The organism is Nocardia elegans NBRC 108235 (genome assembly GCF_001612845.1).
In the GTDB taxonomy this organism is placed as follows: Bacteria; Actinomycetota; Actinomycetes; order Mycobacteriales; family Mycobacteriaceae; genus Nocardia; species Nocardia nova.
This window is the reverse complement of the sequence record NZ_BDBF01000011.1, coordinates 100,084-115,781: the sequence shown is the minus strand read 5'-3', so window position 1 is coordinate 115,781 and position 15,698 is coordinate 100,084. Positions and strand designations below refer to the sequence as shown.

Genomic DNA, 15,698 nt, shown 5'->3' with positions numbered 1-15,698 from the left:
CACCCACGATTCCGCTCCTCCCGACGACCCGAATCTACCGATTCGCGGTACGCGATGCAGAGCGGTCGTTCACCGGGGGTGGAAATGCCGCGCACTCGACACCACTGTTTCTCGACCCATTCGAGGTATTCGATATCGGTATCGCCGCTACCCGCGCGGTGGCAGCAGATGCCCGGTGAACCCGGCTGCCACCAGCCGGTCGTATGCGGCGCGAACCTTCTCCGGAACGTCCTGCTCGATCGCCCAGCCCTCGGCCGCGTATCGCCACACGCGTTGCGTATCCCCCACCAGCATCGTGACCACCCGCTCCACGTCACCGATCCGCTCCACATAATCGTCGAGCGATTCGGGCAGCGAACCACACACCACCTCGACCTCCGGCCACCGCTTCCGGCAGGTCGCATAACTGCGCCGCTGTTGATACGGCCGGCAGATCAGCAGAACGGATGTCACGACACGGCCGCTCTCGCGCAGCAACGCACGCGAAAAGTCGATGTTCTCAGCGGTATTCGTGGCCCGTGGCTCGACCAGCACGACGTCGTCCGGGATCCCCAGCGCGACAGCGTGATCGCGGTAGTGGACCGCTTCCCCCGCCGGGAACTCGGCGACCGTCGTGGGCGCGTTCGCGCCGCTGAACACGATCGTCGAAAAGATCCCCCGCCGAAACAGCTCGGCCGCATACGTCGCCACCCCGATGTCATGGCTCCCCAGCCCGATCCCGACATCCACCGGCTGCACATCATGACCCATGAGGTTGTACTCCCACAGGGTGCGTACATCGGCCCGGATGGAGTCGGGAATCCAACGCATGCACCGATCTTACGAACGTGCGCATTCACCTGCCGGTGTGTGTGCCGGTCCTGGCGAACCCGAAGGCAGGGCGCTCGAGGGCTCCGAAACACACGAAGGCCCGCTTCCCAACCGGGAAGCGGGCCTTCGCGATTCGACTACACAGCCGAGGCGGAGAAGAGTCTTACTTCGCCTTCTCCAGGACCTCCACCAGCCGCCACCGCTTGGTGGCCGACAGCGGACGGGTCTCCATCAGCTGCACGCGGTCGCCGACACCGGCGATCTCGTTCTCGTCGTGCGCCTTCACCTTCGAGGTGGTGCGGATGATCTTGCCGTAAAGCGGGTGCTTCACACGATCTTCCAGCTCGACCACGATGGTCTTGTTCATCTTGTCGGAGACGACGTAGCCGATGCGCACCTTGCGCGAGCCACGCTCCTCCTGCTTGGCCGGCGTCTTGGCCGGGCCCTTGGCGTCACTCATGCCGCGTCTCCCTTGCCTTCAGGACCGGAGGCCAGGCCGAGCTCGCGCTCACGCATGACCGTGTAGATGCGCGCGATCTCGTGACGAACCACACGCAGGCGCCGGTTGTTCTGCAACTGGCCGGTCGCCATCTGGAAGCGCAGGTTGAACAGCTCTTCCTTCGATTCACGCAGGCGGGCGACGAGCTCGTCCTCGTTGAGCTCGCGCAGGTCTGCGGCCGGAGTTCCGGTAGCCATCAGAACTGCTCCTCCCTGGTCACGATCCTGCACTTCATCGGGAGCTTGTGCATCGCGCGGCGCAGCGCCTCACGAGCGGTCTCCTCGTTCGGGTAAGACATCTCGAACATCACGCGACCCGGCTTGACGTTCGCGACCCACCACTCCGGCGAACCCTTACCGGAACCCATGCGGGTTTCGGCCGGCTTCTTGGTCAGCGGGCGGTCCGGGTAGATGTTGATCCAGATCTTGCCGCCACGACGGATGTGGCGGGTCATCGCGATACGCGCCGACTCGATCTGCCGGTTGGTGACGTACGCCGGCTCCAGAGCCTGGATGCCGAAGTCACCGAACGCCACCGAGGTGCCGCCCTTGGCCATACCGGTACGACGGGGGTGATGCTGCTTGCGGTGCTTGACCTTGCGGGGCATCAACATTGGTCAGCCCTCCTGATTCTCTGCCGGAGCCTCCGCCACCGCGGTGGCGGCCCGTCCGGCCTCAGTGCTGGTCGCGGTGGTACCGGCCGAACCGGACCGCCGCGGACGGCTCGGCCGCTCCCGACGCTCGCGACGCTCGGGCTGCGCGGCGGCGGCGGTGACCTCACGCTTGCCGCCGACGATGTCGCCCTTGTAGATCCACACCTTCACGCCGATGCGGCCGAAGGTGGTGCGAGCCTCGTACAGGCCGTAATCGATGTCGGCGCGCAGCGTGTGCAACGGCACCCGACCCTCACGGTAGAACTCCGAGCGCGACATTTCGGCGCCGCCGAGGCGGCCCGAGCACTGCACTCGAATGCCCTTGACGTTCGGCGAACGCATGGCCGACTGGATGGCCTTGCGCATCGCGCGACGGAACGCCACACGGTTGGACAGCTGCTCGGCCACACCCTGGGCAACCAGCTGCGCATCCGACTCGGGGTTCTTGACCTCGAGGATGTTCAGCTGAACCTGCTTGCCGGTGAGCTTCTCCAGCTCGGCGCGGATGCGGTCGGCCTCGGCGCCGCGACGGCCGATCACGATGCCCGGACGCGCGGTGTGGATGTCCACCCGGACGCGGTCACGAGTGCGCTCGATCTCGACCTTCGAGATGCCGGCCCGCTCCATACCCGTGCTCAGCAGCTTGCGGATGGCTACGTCTTCCTTGACGTATTCCTTGTACTGCTTGTCGGCGTACCAGCGGGACTTCCAATCGGTGGTGATACCGAGGCGGAAGCCGTGGGGATTGATTTTCTGTCCCATTTACTTAGCCCCTCCCTTCCGGCGGCTACGAGCCGGGGCGGCGCTGGCGACGCTCTCGACCTCGATCGTGATGTGGCTGGTGCGCTTGCGGATCCGGAACGCGCGGCCCTGGGCGCGCGGCTGGAAACGCTTCATGGTCGCGCCCTCGTCGACATACGCCGTCGAGATGACCAGGGTGTCGGGGTTCAGGCCGAAGTTGTTCTCGGCGTTCGCCGCGGCGCTGGCCACGACCTTGGCGACGGGTTCGCTGGCGGCCTGCGGTGCGAAGCGCAGGATGTTCAGCGCGTCCTCGACCCGCTTGCCGCGGACCAGGTCCACGACGCGGCGAGCCTTCATCGGAGTGACGCGAACGTGCTTCGCGGTCGCGCGCGCGGTCGGGTTCTGAAGCGTGGTGTCTTGTTCGCTCATCGCCGCTTGCTCTTCCGATCTTCCTTGACGTGGCTCCGGAACGTCCTGGTCGGCGCGAACTCACCGAGCTTGTGCCCGACCATGTTCTCCGAGACGAACACCGGCACGTGCTTGCGGCCGTCGTGGACCGAGAACGTGTGGCCGATGAAATCGGGGATGATGGTCGAACGACGCGACCAGGTCTTGATGACCTGCTTGGTGCCCTTCTCGTTCTGGACGTCCACCTTCTTGAGGAGGTGTTCGTCGACGAACGGGCCCTTCTTGAGGCTGCGTGGCATCTTTAACCTCCTCCTTAACGCTTCTTGCCGCGGCGGCGGACGATGAGCTTGTCGCTCGGACGGTTGGGCTTACGAGTACGGCCTTCGGGCTTACCCCAGGGCGAGACCGGGTGGCGACCACCGGAGGTCTTGCCCTCACCACCACCGTGCGGGTGGTCGACAGGGTTCATGACGACACCACGGACCGTGGGGCGGCGACCCTTCCAGCGCATACGGCCGGCCTTACCCCAGTTGATGTTCGACTGCTCGGCGTTGCCGACCTCTCCGACGGTGGCGCGGCAGCGCACGTCGACGCGGCGGATTTCGCCGGAGGGCATACGCAGGACGGCGTAGGCGCCTTCCTTACCCAGCAGCTGGATGCTCATACCGGCGGCACGAGCCAGTTTGGCGCCACCGCCCGGACGCAGCTCCACCGCGTGGATGGTGGTACCGGTCGGGATCGAGCGCAGCGGCAGGTTGTTGCCGGGCTTGATGTCGGCGCCGGCGCCGGACTCGATCCGCGTGCCCTGGGCGATGCCCTTGGGCGCGATGATGTAGCGCTTCTCGCCGTCCGCGTAGTGCAGCAGGGCGATGTTGGCGGTCCGGTTCGGGTCGTACTCGATGTGAGCGACCTTGGCCGGGATGCCGTCCTTGTCCAACCGGCGGAAGTCGATCAGACGGTAGGCCCGCTTGTGACCGCCACCGCGATGACGGGTGGTGATCCGGCCGTGCGCGTTACGACCACCGGACTTGGTGAGCGGGCGCAGCAGCGACTTCTCGGGAGTGGACCGGGTGATCTCGGCGAAGTCCGAAACGGACGACCCGCGCCTACCCGGCGTAGTCGGCTTGTACTTACGGATTGCCATGAGTTCTTCTCTGCTTTCTGAAGATCCGACCGCTTACGCGACCGGGCCTCCGAAGATCTCGATGGGCTTGCTGTCGGCCGAGATGGTCACGAGCGCGCGCTTGGTGCTCTTGCGCTGGCCGTAACCGAAGCGGGTCCGCTTGCGCTTGCCCTGACGGTTGGCAGTGTTGACGCTGGTGACCTTGACGCCGAAAACCTTCTCGACGGCGATCTTGATCTGCGTCTTGTTCGAGTCCGGGTGCACCAGGAAGGTGTAGGTGCCCTCTTCGATCAGCCCGTAGGACTTCTCGGAGATCACCGGCGCGAGCAGAATGTCGCGGGGGTCGGCGATGGTGGTCACTTGCTTTCCTCCTGTGCAGACTCGGCCGGGCCGTGCACGAACGCGTTGAGCGCCTCGACGCTGAACACGACGTCGTCGCTGAGCAGCACGTCGTAGGTGTTCAGCTGGTCCGGCGCGATCGGGTGCACACCCTGCAGGTTCGCCACGCTCTTCCACGCGGTGACATCTTCGCGGCCCACCACGACCAGAACCTTCTTGCGGTCCGACAGCTCGGCCAGGAAGTTCTTGGCGGCCTTGGTGGACGGCGTCTGGCCGGCGACCAGTTCGGTGATGACGTGGATGCGCTCGTTGCGGGCCCGGTCCGACAGGGCGCCACGCAGGGCGGCGGCCTTCATCTTCTTGGGCAGACGCTGCGAGTAGTCGCGCGGCTGCGGGCCGTGCACGGTGCCACCGCCGGTGAACTGCGGCGCGCGGGTCGAACCCTGGCGGGCGCGGCCGGTGCCCTTCTGGCGGTACGGCTTCTTACCACCGCCGCGGACGTCGCCGCGGGTCTTGGTGGCGTGCGTGCCCTGGCGAGCCGCGGCCTGCTGGGCCACGACGACCTGGTGCATCAGCGCGATGTTGGCGGTCGCGTCGAAGATCTCCGCGGGGAGCTCGACGGTGCCGTTGGTCTTGCCGCCCGGCTCTTTCACCGGAAGCGTCAGGTTGGTCTTAGTGTCGGTGCTCATGCCCGGGCACCACCCTTCGCAGCACTCTTGACGATCACGATGCCGCCCTTGCGGCCCGGGATCGCGCCCTTGATCAGCAGCAGGCCGTTCTCGGCGTCCACCTTGTGGACCGAGAGGTTCTGCGTGGTCACGCGGTCGTTACCCATCCGGCCGGCCATCCGCATGCCCTTGAACACGCGGCCCGGGGTGGAGCAACCACCGATGGAGCCCGGCCGGCGGTGCACGGCCTGCGCACCGTGGGCGGCGCCCTGGCCACGGAAGCCGTGGCGCTTCATGACACCGGCGTAGCCCTTGCCCTTGCTGGTGCCGGTCACGTCGACGTAGGTGCCCTCTTCGAAGACATCCGCCGACAGTTCCTGGCCCACCTCGAACGCGGCGGCGTCGGCGACGCGGATCTCGGCGACGTGGCGACGCGGGGTGACACCGGCCTTGGTGAACTGCCCGGCGACGGGCTTGGTCACCTTGCGCGGGTCGATCGCGCCGAAGGCGAGCTGAACGGCGGAGTAGCCGTCGCGCTCCTCGGTGCGGATCTGGGTCACGACGTTCGGTCCGGCCTTGACGACGGTCACCGGAACGACGCGGTTCTTCTCGTCGAACACCTGGGTCATGCCGAGCTTGGTGCCCAGGATGCCGGCCGCCGGCCTGTTCTTGTTGTCAGTCATATCTGCAATCCCCGTCACTGAATGTTGACGTCGACGCTGGCCGGCAGATCGATGCGCATGAGCGCGTCGACCGTCTTCGGCGTCGGGTCGAGGATGTCGATCAGCCGCTTGTGCGTGCGCATCTCGAAGTGCTCGCGCGAGTCCTTGTACTTGTGCGGCGAGCGGATGACGCAATACACGTTCTTCTCGGTCGGCAACGGCACCGGCCCGACGACGCGGGCACCGGTGCGGGTCACCGTCTCGACGATCTTGCGTGCAGACGCATCGATCGCCTCATGGTCGTAGGCCTTGAGCCTGATGCGGATCTTCTGTCCCGCCACGCTGAGTGTCCTTTTCTCCGCTTACGTTGTGACCCAGGAGCTTTCGCTCCCGAACCACCCTCATTTGCACAGCCCGAACACACGAAGACGCATCAGCCACCAACACGACCGGGGCGCACCCGATCCATCGCCGCTGTTCATCTGTCATGGTTCTTCCGGTCCACGCGGTCGGGCGTGTCGCCTCTCCGCTCATTCTTCGACCCCGGGCATATCTCACCTGTTGGGTCTCGGAACTTCGTCCCGGACGTACCCGCGCCGGACTCGACGCCGATACTCAGTGGGTCCTGCTCACCTACCGGCGATGGACACACACCACCGCTGCAGGCAACCCGAACAGTATGCCCGAGGCCCCCCACCCACTCCAAATCGGGGGTCGTCCGCCCCGGCGGACGCGCCGCGGCCCTGGTCGGACGGTACCGGACCGTGCGGCGACGCGTCGAACTTACTCCAGAGTAAGGTGTTGCCATGACCACAGAGACCGCTACCTACCGCGGCTGGAAGAAGCTCCCCGACAACCGCCTCGGACATGCCCTGTTCTCGGTCGGCATGATCGCCCGCGTCCCCTACTTCGGCACGGTCGTGCCGAACGTCGTGCGGCTGGAACCGGGATTGTGCGAGGTCACCGCGCCCAAGTGGTTCGGGATCCACAATCACCTGGGCACCTTCCACGCGATCGCGGCCTGCAATCTGGCCGAGGTCGCGATGGGCATGCTGAGCGAGGCGACGGTTCCGACCACCCACCGCTGGATCCCCAAGGCGATGAACGTGCAATACCTGGCCAAGGCGGAATCCGGCCTGCGCGCGGTCGCGAAGCTCGACCGGATTCCGGACTTCCCGGCCCTCACCGAAGGGACGGAAGTGGTCGTCCCGGTGTCGATCTACGACAAACACGGCGTCGAGGTGGTGCACGCCGACATCACCACCTGGGTGACGCCGAAGTAGCCGATCGGCCCGGCTCAGCAGGGCGGAGGCGGCGGCGCGCCGGCGACCGCGGCCGTGATCTCGGCGATCGCGCGCGGATTCGACAGCAGTTCGTTGTGGCTGACCGCCAGCCCCGGGCACCCGTCCTGGATCCAGATATTGCGGTTGTCGCCCTGCGGATCGGCCAGCAATGCGGTCTCCGCCGGGGTGATCACCTCGTCGGTGCGGCTCGCGATCGCGGTGTAGCGGATCCCGGGCTCGGTTTCGCCGTGGGCGTTGAGCCGGGTCAATGTCGGCGTGCCCGGAACCTGCTCGGCGCCTGCGGGACCGAAGACCTGGGCCGCGGTCTGCTCGCCGTCCATGCCGATGGCCCCGTAGAACGGGAACATTTTCGGCAGGCCGTCGAAGGTCGAACCCCGGTAGGGCGTGCCGACTGTGACCACGCTGTCCACCACGCCGGGATGGCGGCGCACATACTCCCGAATCTCGGTGCCGCCGGTCGAATGCCCCACCATCTCGACCTTCGACGCGCCGGTCACCCCGCGCACCATGGCGACGAACGCGGCCAGTTGCACCGCTTGCGAGCCGATATCGGCCACGCCGTAGACGACGTTGCCCTGCACGGCCGCGGCGACCGGGCCCAATCCGGGCCAGCCGGCATCGGAGACACCGTTCAGGCCGAACGTCGGCAGCGGTACCCGTCCCACATCGGCGGCGAAGACGCAGTAGCCCTGGCTGCGCAGCGCCGGGGCCAGCGCGCCGAAGCTGCGCTGGGCGTCGGTCGCCGCACCGTGCGCCAGGATCACCGGATATGGCTTGTCACGGGTCGGGCGACAGGAGAAATCGTTCGCCCCGGCCAGCGGCGGAACGTCCATCGCGAAGGCGTGCGCTCGCGGCGCGCGGCCGGCCGCGACGGCGATCAGCGCGCACAGGAGCACGGAGATCGTGGCGAACCGCACCGCACTCATGGCAGCCCAGGGTAGCGGAAGGATTGCTCGCCGCCGTCCGGCCACACCTGGGCGCCCGGTGACGAATCAGCGCCCTCAGCAGGGCGGGGGCGGCGTGCCCGCGACGGCGGCGGTGATTTCGGCGAGCGCGCGCGGATCCGACAGCATCGCGTCGTGGGCGACGACGAGGGCGGGGCATCCGTCCTGCAGCCAGATGTTTCGGTTGCCGCCCTGCGGATCGCTCAACAGGGCCGTCTCGGGCGGGGTGATGACCGTATCGTCGCGGCTGGCGATGGCGGTGTAGCGGATTCCCGGATGGGTCTCACCGTCGGCGTTCAACCGATTCAGGGTCGGCGTTCCCGGCGCCTGTTCGGCTCCGGCGGGTCCGAAGACCTGCGCCGCGACCGCCGGTCCGTCCATGCCCAGCGCGCCGTAGAAGGGGAACATCGCCGGCAGGCCGGCGAAGGTCGATCCGCGATACGGCGTGCCGACGGTGACCACGCTCGCCACCTGCTCGGGGCGGTGGCGCACGAATTCACGAATATCCGTGCCACCGGTGGAATGGCCGACCATGACGACCTTCGCCGCTCCGGTCGCATCCAGGACCCGTGCGACGAAGGCGCCCAATTCCGTTGCCTGCGTGGCGATATCGGCCACGCCGTAGATGCCGTTGCCCTCCACCGCCGCGGCCGCGGGACCCAAGCCCGCCCATTTCGGATCGGGCACACCGTTGGCGCCCAGATTCGACAACGGCAGTCGTCCCACATCGGCGGCGAAAACACAGAAGCCGAGCCGGTGCAATTGCGGTGCGAGTACGGCGAAACTGCGCCCGGCGTCGGTGGCTGCGCCGTGGGCCAGAATCACCGGATAGGGCTTGTCCGCGGTGGTCCGGCAGCCGAAATCGTTGGCGCCCGGCAAATACGGCACTTCGGCCGGGAAGGCCGCGGCCTGGGGCGCACGGGCGCCGGCCCAGACGATCAACGCCCCCAGGACCAGCGCGAGTATCGCGCGCGCAGTGGGATTGCGATCGCCGCGCATCGATTACAGTCCCAGGCCCGAGGCCAGCACCGGCCACGATTTCTTGAGGTCGTCCTGCCAGTAACCCCAGGAGTGCGTGCCGGTCGGCCGGAAGTCATAGGTGGCGGGGATGTTCAGCGAGTCCAGCCGTGCCTGCATGTTGTGGGCGCAGTAGTTCGTCGCCGATTCGATGATGCCGCCGAGCACGAGCTGATTGGCGTAACCCCATTCCCCGGGCAGCGAGTATTCGCCGTTCAAGGTGTCGTAGGGCCCGGGCAGTCCGCTGCCGTTCGCGATGTAGATGGCCTTGCCGCGCAGGCCCTCCGCGTGTACGTAGGGATCGTTGCCGACCCAGTCCGGATCGCCGGGCGGTCCCCACATGTTCTCGGCATTGCCCCATCCCCACGTCTCGACCGTGAGCCGGACGAATTCCTGTCCGACCGGATCGGAGGTCTGCGCGCATCCGCTGTAGGAGCCGACCGCGGAGAACAGGTCCCCGGCGGTCGCTGCGAGCGCCAAGGTCGTGGTGGCCGACATCGAATAGCCGGCAATTCCGTTGCGGCCGTTGGCATCCAGATACGTGTTCAGAAGCGGCGGCAGTTCCTGCGTCAGGAAAGTGCGCCACTTGTTGCGACCCAGGTGCGGATCGTCGCGCTGCCAGTCGGCGTAATAGCTGAACATGCCACCGATCGGCGTCACCACGTTGACGTTCTTGTCGGCGAGGAATTTCAGCGCATCGGTTTTCGTCGCCCAGGTCGAGCCGTCGAGACCGCCGCCGGCGCCGAGCAACAGATACAGCACCGGACGCGGAGCGCTCGTATCGGCGGCCCGCTGCACCTGCACTTCGATGTCCTGCCCCATCGCCGCGGAGTGCACGAACAACGACTGATGGCGCGGATCGTCGGCGCGGACCCGGACGATCGCCGAGTCCGAGCCGGTCGGACCGGGCGCCGGCGGGGGATCGGCCGCACCGTTCCCCTGGCACATCAGCAGAGCGGCGGCGGCCACCACCGCCGTACTCATCATCCGCGGCATTGATCTGTGCCGCGGAGCCCGCCCCGTGTCTCGAAACCTTCGCATATCGTTCTCCCTGGCCACCAGCAATCGGCGAGCACGCCCGACGGCGCCCGTGGTCTCAGGTTATGAACTGCCCCAACGCATTTCACGACGCGAATTGCTACGCCACGAGTTTTCGGGGCGTAACATCCACGGCCCCCGCAGCGATGCGGGGCCGGACTGGGAGAATGCGGCCATGAGTGCGCAGCATGTCCGTCGAGCCGATCTGTGCGTGGTCGGGCTCGGGCCGACCGGCCGTGCCGTCGCGCACCGCGCGATGCGGGCGGGGCTCGAGGTGGTGGCGGTGGACCCGCGGCCCGAGCGGCTGTGGCCGCCGACCTTCTCCTGCTGGGTCGACGAACTGCCCGCGTGGCTGCCACACAGCGCGATCGCCCAGCGCATCGAGGCGCCCACCGTCTGGACGCAGACGCCGCATCGAATCGAAAGGCCGTACTGCGTACTCTCCAAGCCCGGGCTACGCGATGCGCTACCTCTAGACGATGCCACCGTGCTGGCCGGTCGCGCTACCTCTGTCGATGCTCATCGCGTCGACCTGCAGGACGGCAGCACGATCACGGCCGCCACGGTGGTGGACACCCGCGGGCTGGCGTCGCCGGGGGCGCGGCGCACCGCCAGCGCGCACGGCATCTTCGTCGACGCCGAACGGGCGGCGCCGATGGTCGGCGACGGCGAAGGGCTGCTGCTGGATTGGCGCGACGAGAACGGCGCGGGTCCGGACGAGCCGCCCTCGTTCCTGTACGCCGTCCCGCTCGGCGACGGCACGGTGATCTTCGAGGAGACCAGTCTCGGCCTGCGCGGCGGCATGCCGCAGCACGAACTGCGCCGGCGCACCCTGCATCGACTCGCCTCGCACGGCATCCGGCTGCGCGGTGACGAGCCGTCCGAGGCCGCGCACTATCCGCTGGATCAGCCACCCCCGCCGATGCGTGGTTCGGTGCGCGGAAACGACCCGGTTCCGTTCGGCTCCCGCGGCGGAATGATGCATCCGTGCACCGGCTACAGCGTCGCCGATTCGTTCGCCCTGGTCGACACGCTGGTCGATGCGGTGCGCACCGGTTCCGATCCGGTCGCGGCGCTGTGGCCGTGGCAGGCCCGGCTGGTGTACTGGATGCGGATGCGCGGCCTCTACGGCTTGGGGCGGTTGACGACCGCGCAGTCGATCTCGATGTTCGAGGCCTTCTTCACCGCCTCCCCGCGCCAGCAGCGGGCACTGCTGTCGGCGCACGACGACTACGCGGCACTGGGCGTGGTGCTGTTCATGACGGTGTCGCGAACCTGGCCGTTCCGCTGGCGATACGACCTGGTCGGCTGGGCGAACCGCAACCGCTGGGTGGGCTACGACTATCCGGCGGCGACGCCGGACCAGATGCTCGACGCGGCGCTTCCGGAGGACGGGAGCGTGGGAGGCTAGCCACCCGGGCAGCGACGGCGACGAGTCGCGCTCGGTGGCCGAGTAGGTGGCCGCCTCCGGCCCGAACATCTCCCCGCCGGCTACTTCGGCCGCCGAAACACGCTGCGGCGCAGCGCTCACCGCGGCCGCTGGTTCGGCTTGGGCGTCCTAGTGCGCGAACACCGCTTTGCGCTTGCCCAGCATCGCCGCGGCGCCCTCGGCGAAATCGGGTCCGCGCAGCAACTCGGCCTGCCCGGCCTTCTCGGCGGCGAGCGCCTCGTCCAGCGAGGCCAGCGCGGCGCGGTTGAGGGTGCGCTTGGTGAGTTCGAGGGCGCGGCGCGGGCCGTGGGCGAGTTTGGCGGCCACAGCTTCGACCTTCGCATCGAGTTCGTCGGCGGGCAGGACCCCGGCCAGCAGCCCGCGCCGGTACGCCTCGGTGACCGGCAGCCGCTCCCCGAGCAGCGCCAGCTCCGCCGCCAGCGCCCGCCCGGATGCCGCGGCCACCAGCGCGGCGGCGCCACCGTCGGGCATCAGGCCGATGTTGATGAAGGCCTGCAGCAGATAGGCCTCCTCGCTCGCATAGGTGAAATCGGCGGAAAGCGCCAGCGCCACACCGATTCCCGCGGCGGCGCCACGCACCCGCGCGATGACCGGCACCGGCGCGTCGATGATCGAGCGGACCATGCGGTTCGCGCCGTCCATGGTCATCTCCGGTGTGATGCCCCGCTCCTTCTCGGCGGCCGCCGCGGCCAGATCGGCGCCGGTGCAGAAGTCACCGCCCGCCCCGGTCAGCACGACCACGCGGATCGACGAATCCTGCGCCACGTTGCTCAGCGTGTCACCGAGAGCGATCATCGCGTCGTAGCTGAGAGCGTTCTTGCGACCGGGATTGTCGATGGTCACCCGCAAAACGCGATCGTCCCGCACGATGGTGAGGCCGGGGGTGTGGTCGTGATCGCTCATGGTTACTCCCAGGTGGGCCGCCGCCGGTGGCGACGAGACGAGAATGATGGTTAACTTTGCGAATTGTGGTTAACTTATGTTGACTTGTCCGGCGCTGTCAACCAGTCGGCGCCGTCGACGAGCCGAAACGCAGAAGGAGAGGTGTATGGTCGCGGATCGCAGCGAGGCCGGGCTCGCATCCGCGCGACCGGGTACCACCACGACGCCCCGGCGTCGGCCGAAGAATCGCAAGGCACAGATCGTGCGGGTCGCCGCCCGCGCCTTCAGTGAACGTGGCTATCACCCGGTGGGCGTCGACGAGATCGCCGCCGAGGTGGGCATCTCGGGACCGGCGCTGTACCGCCACTTCGCCAACAAGTACGCACTGCTGGTGGCCGCCGCCGAGGCCGGCGCCCAGCAACTGCTCGACGCCGCCAAGGCCGCCGACGAACCCGGGCTCGATCCGAAATCGCGCCTCACCGCGCTGATCCGCGCTCTGGCCGAGCACACCATCGATGTCCGCCGCGAGGGCGGGCTGTACCGCTGGGAGCGCCGCTACCTCGAGCGGGAGGACCGCGCCCGCATCCGGGTGATCTACGACGAACTACAGGATCTGATCGAATCCGCGGTCGCCGCGCTGCGACCGGATGCGCCGCCCGCCGATGTCGAACTGCTGGCGACCGGCATGCTGGGCGTGATCGGCAGTATCACCGCCCATCGCACCGCCCTGTCCAACGCGCGCCTCACCGATCTGATCCTCGATATGTGCTGGTCGCTCCTGCACACCGAACTGCCGCCGCTGCCGGATCCGGCGGCCACCGGGGCGCCGGTGCGCGGGTTGCCGCTGAGTTCCAAACGCGAACAGCTGCTCACCGAGGCGATCCGCATCTTCGGCCGCCAGGGCTATCACGAGGCCAGTATCGAGGAGATCGGCGCCGCGGTCGGGATCAACGCGTCCAGCGTCTACCGCTACTTCGCGAGTAAGTCCGATCTGCTGGCCGCCGCATTTCACCGCACCGGCGAACGCGTCGCGATCGCGAATTCCGAGGCGCTGGCGGAGGCGACCAGCCGCTCCGATGCCGCGCTGCGCATCGCGGCCCGGTTCGCGCGGCTGACCTTCTCGACGCCGGAGATCCTGCCGGTCTACTTCGCCGAATTCTCGAATCTGCCCGCGGCCGAACAGCAGAAACTGCGTTCGGTGCAGCGGCAGAACGTGCTCGAGTGGGCGCATCTGCTCGACGACGACCCGGCCGAGGCGCGCTGCCGCGTCCATGCCGCCATCGCGCAGGTGGTCGATGTCGGACGGCGGGTGCGCTTCGAGAATCGGCCGGAACATGTCGCCCGGGTGTGCGCGCTGATGGAAGCGGTTCTGCTGGGCTGGAATTCGCCGCCCGAGACGGCCCAGGGCGAACAGGTCCAGGCCTAGCGGTCCAGGCGTAGCGGTCCAGGCGGGGCGGCCGTGGCTAGAAGCGGCTGTGGCGAATCCGGAAGATCGCCCGCGTCAGCCGCAAATGGCGCGGGTGCCGGTCGAAACTCGACAGATCCACCGGCGCCCGATAGCGCTTCTCCGCGATCGCCAGCGTCCGGCTGAATTCGCGCAACCCGGCCTCGCCGTGCGTATGTCCCTGCCCGTACTCGCCGACACCGCCGAAGGGCAGGGCCGGATTGGCGGCGTAGGCCATGGTCGAATTCACCGTCACCACACCGGTTCTGATGCGTTCGGCGAAGTCGGCGACGCCCCGCACGTCGCGGGTGAACACCGAGACCGCCAGTCCCTGATCCGCGACGTTGATGCGGTCGATGGCCTCGTCGATATTCGCCACCCGATTCACGATCAGCACCGGCCCGACCGCCTCCGCGGTGATCGCCTGGCTGTCCTCGGGCACGTCGGTGAGCACGATCGGCTCGATATACGGTTCGCGAATCGATTCCAGACCGCCCACCACGGCCCGGCCGCCGCGCGCGATCGCGTCCTTGACCTGACGGCGGACCACGTCGACCTGGGCATCCATGATCATCGGCCCGTAGGAGGCCTTGCGGTCGCCGCCGGGACGCAGCGAACGCGCCCGGGCGACGACCCGTTCCAGGAACGGTTCGTAGACCGAGTCCGCGACGTAGGCCCGCTGGATACCGGCCGGGCTCTGCCCCGCGTTGGACATGGCGCCGAACACCGCCGCCTCGGCCGCGGTGTCGAGTTTGGCGTCGACGTGCACGATCATCGTGCCCTTGCCGGCCTTCTCGACCACGACGGGCGTCAGGGTGGGTGCGCACAGTTCGATCACCTCGCGCGCACCGGCCTCCGAGCCGGCGTAGGCGATCTTGTCGACCCGAGCGCGGCACAGTTCGGCACTGGTGGCGCTGGTTCCCGTGATCGCCTGCAGGACGGGTTTGTTCGGCGCCAGTGCCGCCCAGCTGTCGGCCAGCCACACGCCGACACCCGGGGTGAGCTCACTGGGTTTGAACACCACCGCGTTGCCGGCGGCCATCGCATAGGCGATCGAGCCCATCGGCGTGAAGACCGGATTGTTCGGGGAGCCGAGCACCCCGACCACGCCCAGCGGCAGATAGCCCACCGACGCGCGCTGATTGCGGGTGAGCCACGTCGAGGCGAGTTTGCTTCGCCCCAAAAGCTTTTCGGCATTGCGCGCGGCCCAGTTCAGATGTTCCACGGCGAGCATGATCTCGATCGCGGCATCGACGCGCGGCTTACCCGACTCGGTGCAGATCAATTCGGCCAGTTCGCCGGCATTGCGGGCGATACTGCGCTTCCATTCCAGCAACCAGCGCTTGCGCCCGGCGAATCCTATTGCCGCCCACCAGGTCTCGGCCGACCGGGCGGCGCGCACGACGTCGGTGACCGCGGCCGCGTCCAGGATCGGATATTCCCCGATGAGCTCGCCGGTGCGTGGATCGTGGGACTTCAGCATCTCGGCCATTGGCCACCCTCTCGCCGGCGGAGACCTCGGCAGTCGTTCGACGTGTGCACCAGCAGCGGGCGGGCGACGATGCCGCAGGAGGGTGCGGACGAATCGGATACCGCTCCCCTGGTCGTCAGACTATGGTGCCCTCCGGGCGGGCGACAACAACCGTGAACATCCTACGAACCATCCGGTCCGCGTCCGGACCAGCGACAATGGTGATCGGAGCCGATTGGGCACCGG

General features: G+C 67.9%; 20 protein-coding genes. 3 read left to right on the top strand and 17 right to left on the bottom strand.

The window, feature by feature from the left end; all coding sequences use genetic code 11:
* Positions 1-147: 147 nt before the first annotated feature.
* The 12 genes from NE2_RS09725 to rpsJ all read right to left on the bottom strand — a co-directional run bounded on the left by NE2_RS09725 (position 148) and on the right by rpsJ (position 6,243).
* Complete coding sequence (locus NE2_RS09725) at positions 148-810, bottom strand: YdcF family protein (protein WP_063025628.1); 663 nt, start codon at positions 808-810, stop codon at positions 148-150.
* A 163-nt stretch (positions 811-973) separates the two neighbouring features.
* Complete coding sequence (gene rpsQ, locus NE2_RS09720) at positions 974-1,270, bottom strand: 30S ribosomal protein S17 (protein WP_030513365.1); 297 nt, start codon at positions 1,268-1,270, stop codon at positions 974-976.
* Positions 1,267-1,506 carry a 50S ribosomal protein L29 gene (rpmC, locus tag NE2_RS09715; protein WP_025347181.1) on the bottom strand — a complete coding sequence of 80 codons (240 nt, stop codon included), beginning with the start codon at positions 1,504-1,506 and terminating at the stop codon, positions 1,267-1,269. The genes rpsQ and rpmC overlap by 4 nt, the downstream gene beginning before the upstream one ends.
* A complete protein-coding gene (gene rplP, locus NE2_RS09710) occupies positions 1,506-1,922 on the bottom strand; it encodes a 50S ribosomal protein L16 (protein WP_030513364.1) in 417 nt (138 codons plus the stop codon). Before rplP ends, rpmC begins: the two co-directional genes overlap by 1 nt.
* A gap of 3 nt (positions 1,923-1,925) precedes the next feature.
* Positions 1,926-2,723 carry a 30S ribosomal protein S3 gene (rpsC, locus tag NE2_RS09705; RefSeq protein WP_039776445.1) on the bottom strand — a complete coding sequence of 266 codons (798 nt, stop codon included), beginning with the start codon at positions 2,721-2,723 and terminating at the stop codon, positions 1,926-1,928.
* Positions 2,724-3,131 carry a 50S ribosomal protein L22 gene (gene rplV, locus NE2_RS09700; RefSeq protein WP_025347178.1) on the bottom strand — a complete coding sequence of 136 codons (408 nt, stop codon included), beginning with the start codon at positions 3,129-3,131 and terminating at the stop codon, positions 2,724-2,726. It lies immediately after the preceding gene.
* Positions 3,128-3,409, bottom strand: a complete 282-nt coding sequence (gene rpsS, locus NE2_RS09695; RefSeq protein ID WP_030513362.1) for a 30S ribosomal protein S19 — start codon at positions 3,407-3,409, stop codon at positions 3,128-3,130. The genes rplV and rpsS overlap by 4 nt, the downstream gene beginning before the upstream one ends.
* Before the next feature lie 14 nt (positions 3,410-3,423).
* Entirely contained in the window at positions 3,424-4,254 is an 831-nt protein-coding gene (gene rplB, locus NE2_RS09690) for a 50S ribosomal protein L2 (RefSeq protein ID WP_030513361.1), read from the bottom strand.
* A gap of 33 nt (positions 4,255-4,287) precedes the next feature.
* Positions 4,288-4,593: a 50S ribosomal protein L23 gene (gene rplW, locus NE2_RS09685; RefSeq protein ID WP_030513360.1), complete on the bottom strand. Its 306-nt coding sequence runs from the start codon at positions 4,591-4,593 to the stop codon at positions 4,288-4,290.
* Positions 4,590-5,261, bottom strand: a complete 672-nt coding sequence (rplD, locus tag NE2_RS09680) for a 50S ribosomal protein L4 (protein WP_063025627.1) — start codon at positions 5,259-5,261, stop codon at positions 4,590-4,592. The genes rplW and rplD overlap by 4 nt, the downstream gene beginning before the upstream one ends.
* Positions 5,258-5,923, bottom strand: coding sequence for a 50S ribosomal protein L3 (gene rplC, locus NE2_RS09675; protein WP_063025626.1), 666 nt, complete (start codon positions 5,921-5,923; stop codon positions 5,258-5,260). The genes rplD and rplC overlap by 4 nt, the downstream gene beginning before the upstream one ends.
* Before the next feature lie 14 nt (positions 5,924-5,937).
* Entirely contained in the window at positions 5,938-6,243 is a 306-nt protein-coding gene (rpsJ, locus tag NE2_RS09670; RefSeq protein ID WP_003938093.1) for a 30S ribosomal protein S10, read from the bottom strand.
* Between the two features lie 465 nt (positions 6,244-6,708).
* On the opposite strand from rpsJ, the gene NE2_RS09665 reads away from it, so the two are divergent.
* A complete protein-coding gene (locus tag NE2_RS09665) occupies positions 6,709-7,185 on the top strand; it encodes a hotdog fold domain-containing protein (RefSeq protein WP_063025625.1) in 477 nt (158 codons plus the stop codon).
* A 14-nt stretch (positions 7,186-7,199) separates the two neighbouring features.
* Here NE2_RS09665 and NE2_RS09660 read toward each other — a convergent pair whose 3' ends face one another.
* The 3 genes from NE2_RS09660 to NE2_RS09650 form a co-directional block, all read right to left on the bottom strand.
* Positions 7,200-8,132 carry an esterase/lipase family protein gene (locus NE2_RS09660; protein ID WP_063025624.1) on the bottom strand — a complete coding sequence of 311 codons (933 nt, stop codon included), beginning with the start codon at positions 8,130-8,132 and terminating at the stop codon, positions 7,200-7,202.
* A gap of 75 nt (positions 8,133-8,207) precedes the next feature.
* Positions 8,208-9,149 (bottom strand): esterase/lipase family protein, encoded by a 942-nt coding sequence (locus NE2_RS09655; protein ID WP_063025623.1) that lies wholly within the window; start codon positions 9,147-9,149, stop codon positions 8,208-8,210.
* A gap of 3 nt (positions 9,150-9,152) precedes the next feature.
* Positions 9,153-10,154 (bottom strand): alpha/beta hydrolase, encoded by a 1,002-nt coding sequence (locus NE2_RS09650; protein WP_373862238.1) that lies wholly within the window; start codon positions 10,152-10,154, stop codon positions 9,153-9,155.
* Between the two features lie 226 nt (positions 10,155-10,380).
* Between NE2_RS09650 and NE2_RS09645 the strand changes: the two genes are divergently transcribed.
* The gene (locus NE2_RS09645) at positions 10,381-11,616 is read left to right on the top strand and encodes a lycopene cyclase family protein (protein WP_063025621.1); all 1,236 of its coding nucleotides are present in this window, start codon (positions 10,381-10,383) and stop codon (positions 11,614-11,616) included.
* Between the two features lie 147 nt (positions 11,617-11,763).
* Here NE2_RS09645 and NE2_RS09640 read toward each other — a convergent pair whose 3' ends face one another.
* A complete protein-coding gene (locus NE2_RS09640) occupies positions 11,764-12,558 on the bottom strand; it encodes an enoyl-CoA hydratase (RefSeq protein WP_063025620.1) in 795 nt (264 codons plus the stop codon).
* Positions 12,559-12,703: 145 nt separating this feature from the next.
* Between NE2_RS09640 and NE2_RS09635 the strand changes: the two genes are divergently transcribed.
* Positions 12,704-13,963: a TetR/AcrR family transcriptional regulator gene (locus NE2_RS09635; RefSeq protein WP_063025619.1), complete on the top strand. Its 1,260-nt coding sequence runs from the start codon at positions 12,704-12,706 to the stop codon at positions 13,961-13,963.
* Between the two features lie 37 nt (positions 13,964-14,000).
* On the opposite strand, the gene NE2_RS09630 is transcribed toward NE2_RS09635, so the two are convergent.
* Positions 14,001-15,464: an aldehyde dehydrogenase family protein gene (locus NE2_RS09630; protein ID WP_084493932.1), complete on the bottom strand. Its 1,464-nt coding sequence runs from the start codon at positions 15,462-15,464 to the stop codon at positions 14,001-14,003.
* Between the last annotated feature and the right edge of the window lie 234 nt (positions 15,465-15,698).

Bases quoted from the DNA above. Each gene is read 5' to 3' on its own strand.
- NE2_RS09725 (WP_063025628.1), bottom strand. From the start codon at position 810: ATGCGTTGGATTCCCGACTCCATCCGGGCCGATGTACGCACCCTGTGG.
- rpsQ (WP_030513365.1), bottom strand. From the start codon at position 1,270: ATGAGTGACGCCAAGGGCCCGGCCAAGACGCCGGCCAAGCAGGAGGAG.
- rpmC (WP_025347181.1), bottom strand. From the start codon at position 1,506: ATGGCTACCGGAACTCCGGCCGCAGACCTGCGCGAGCTCAACGAGGAC.
- rplP (WP_030513364.1), bottom strand. From the start codon at position 1,922: ATGTTGATGCCCCGCAAGGTCAAGCACCGCAAGCAGCATCACCCCCGT.
- rpsC (WP_039776445.1), bottom strand. From the start codon at position 2,723: ATGGGACAGAAAATCAATCCCCACGGCTTCCGCCTCGGTATCACCACC.
- rplV (WP_025347178.1), bottom strand. From the start codon at position 3,131: ATGAGCGAACAAGACACCACGCTTCAGAACCCGACCGCGCGCGCGACC.
- rpsS (WP_030513362.1), bottom strand. From the start codon at position 3,409: ATGCCACGCAGCCTCAAGAAGGGCCCGTTCGTCGACGAACACCTCCTC.
- rplB (WP_030513361.1), bottom strand. From the start codon at position 4,254: ATGGCAATCCGTAAGTACAAGCCGACTACGCCGGGTAGGCGCGGGTCG.
- rplD (WP_063025627.1), bottom strand. From the start codon at position 5,261: ATGAGCACCGACACTAAGACCAACCTGACGCTTCCGGTGAAAGAGCCG.
- rplC (WP_063025626.1), bottom strand. From the start codon at position 5,923: ATGACTGACAACAAGAACAGGCCGGCGGCCGGCATCCTGGGCACCAAG.
- NE2_RS09665 (WP_063025625.1), top strand. From the start codon at position 6,709: ATGACCACAGAGACCGCTACCTACCGCGGCTGGAAGAAGCTCCCCGAC.
- NE2_RS09660 (WP_063025624.1), bottom strand. From the start codon at position 8,132: ATGAGTGCGGTGCGGTTCGCCACGATCTCCGTGCTCCTGTGCGCGCTG.
- NE2_RS09655 (WP_063025623.1), bottom strand. From the start codon at position 9,149: ATGCGCGGCGATCGCAATCCCACTGCGCGCGCGATACTCGCGCTGGTC.
- NE2_RS09650 (WP_373862238.1), bottom strand. From the start codon at position 10,154: ATGATGAGTACGGCGGTGGTGGCCGCCGCCGCTCTGCTGATGTGCCAG.
- NE2_RS09645 (WP_063025621.1), top strand. From the start codon at position 10,381: ATGAGTGCGCAGCATGTCCGTCGAGCCGATCTGTGCGTGGTCGGGCTC.
- NE2_RS09640 (WP_063025620.1), bottom strand. From the start codon at position 12,558: ATGAGCGATCACGACCACACCCCCGGCCTCACCATCGTGCGGGACGAT.
- NE2_RS09635 (WP_063025619.1), top strand. From the start codon at position 12,704: ATGGTCGCGGATCGCAGCGAGGCCGGGCTCGCATCCGCGCGACCGGGT.
- NE2_RS09630 (WP_084493932.1), bottom strand. From the start codon at position 15,464: ATGCTGAAGTCCCACGATCCACGCACCGGCGAGCTCATCGGGGAATAT.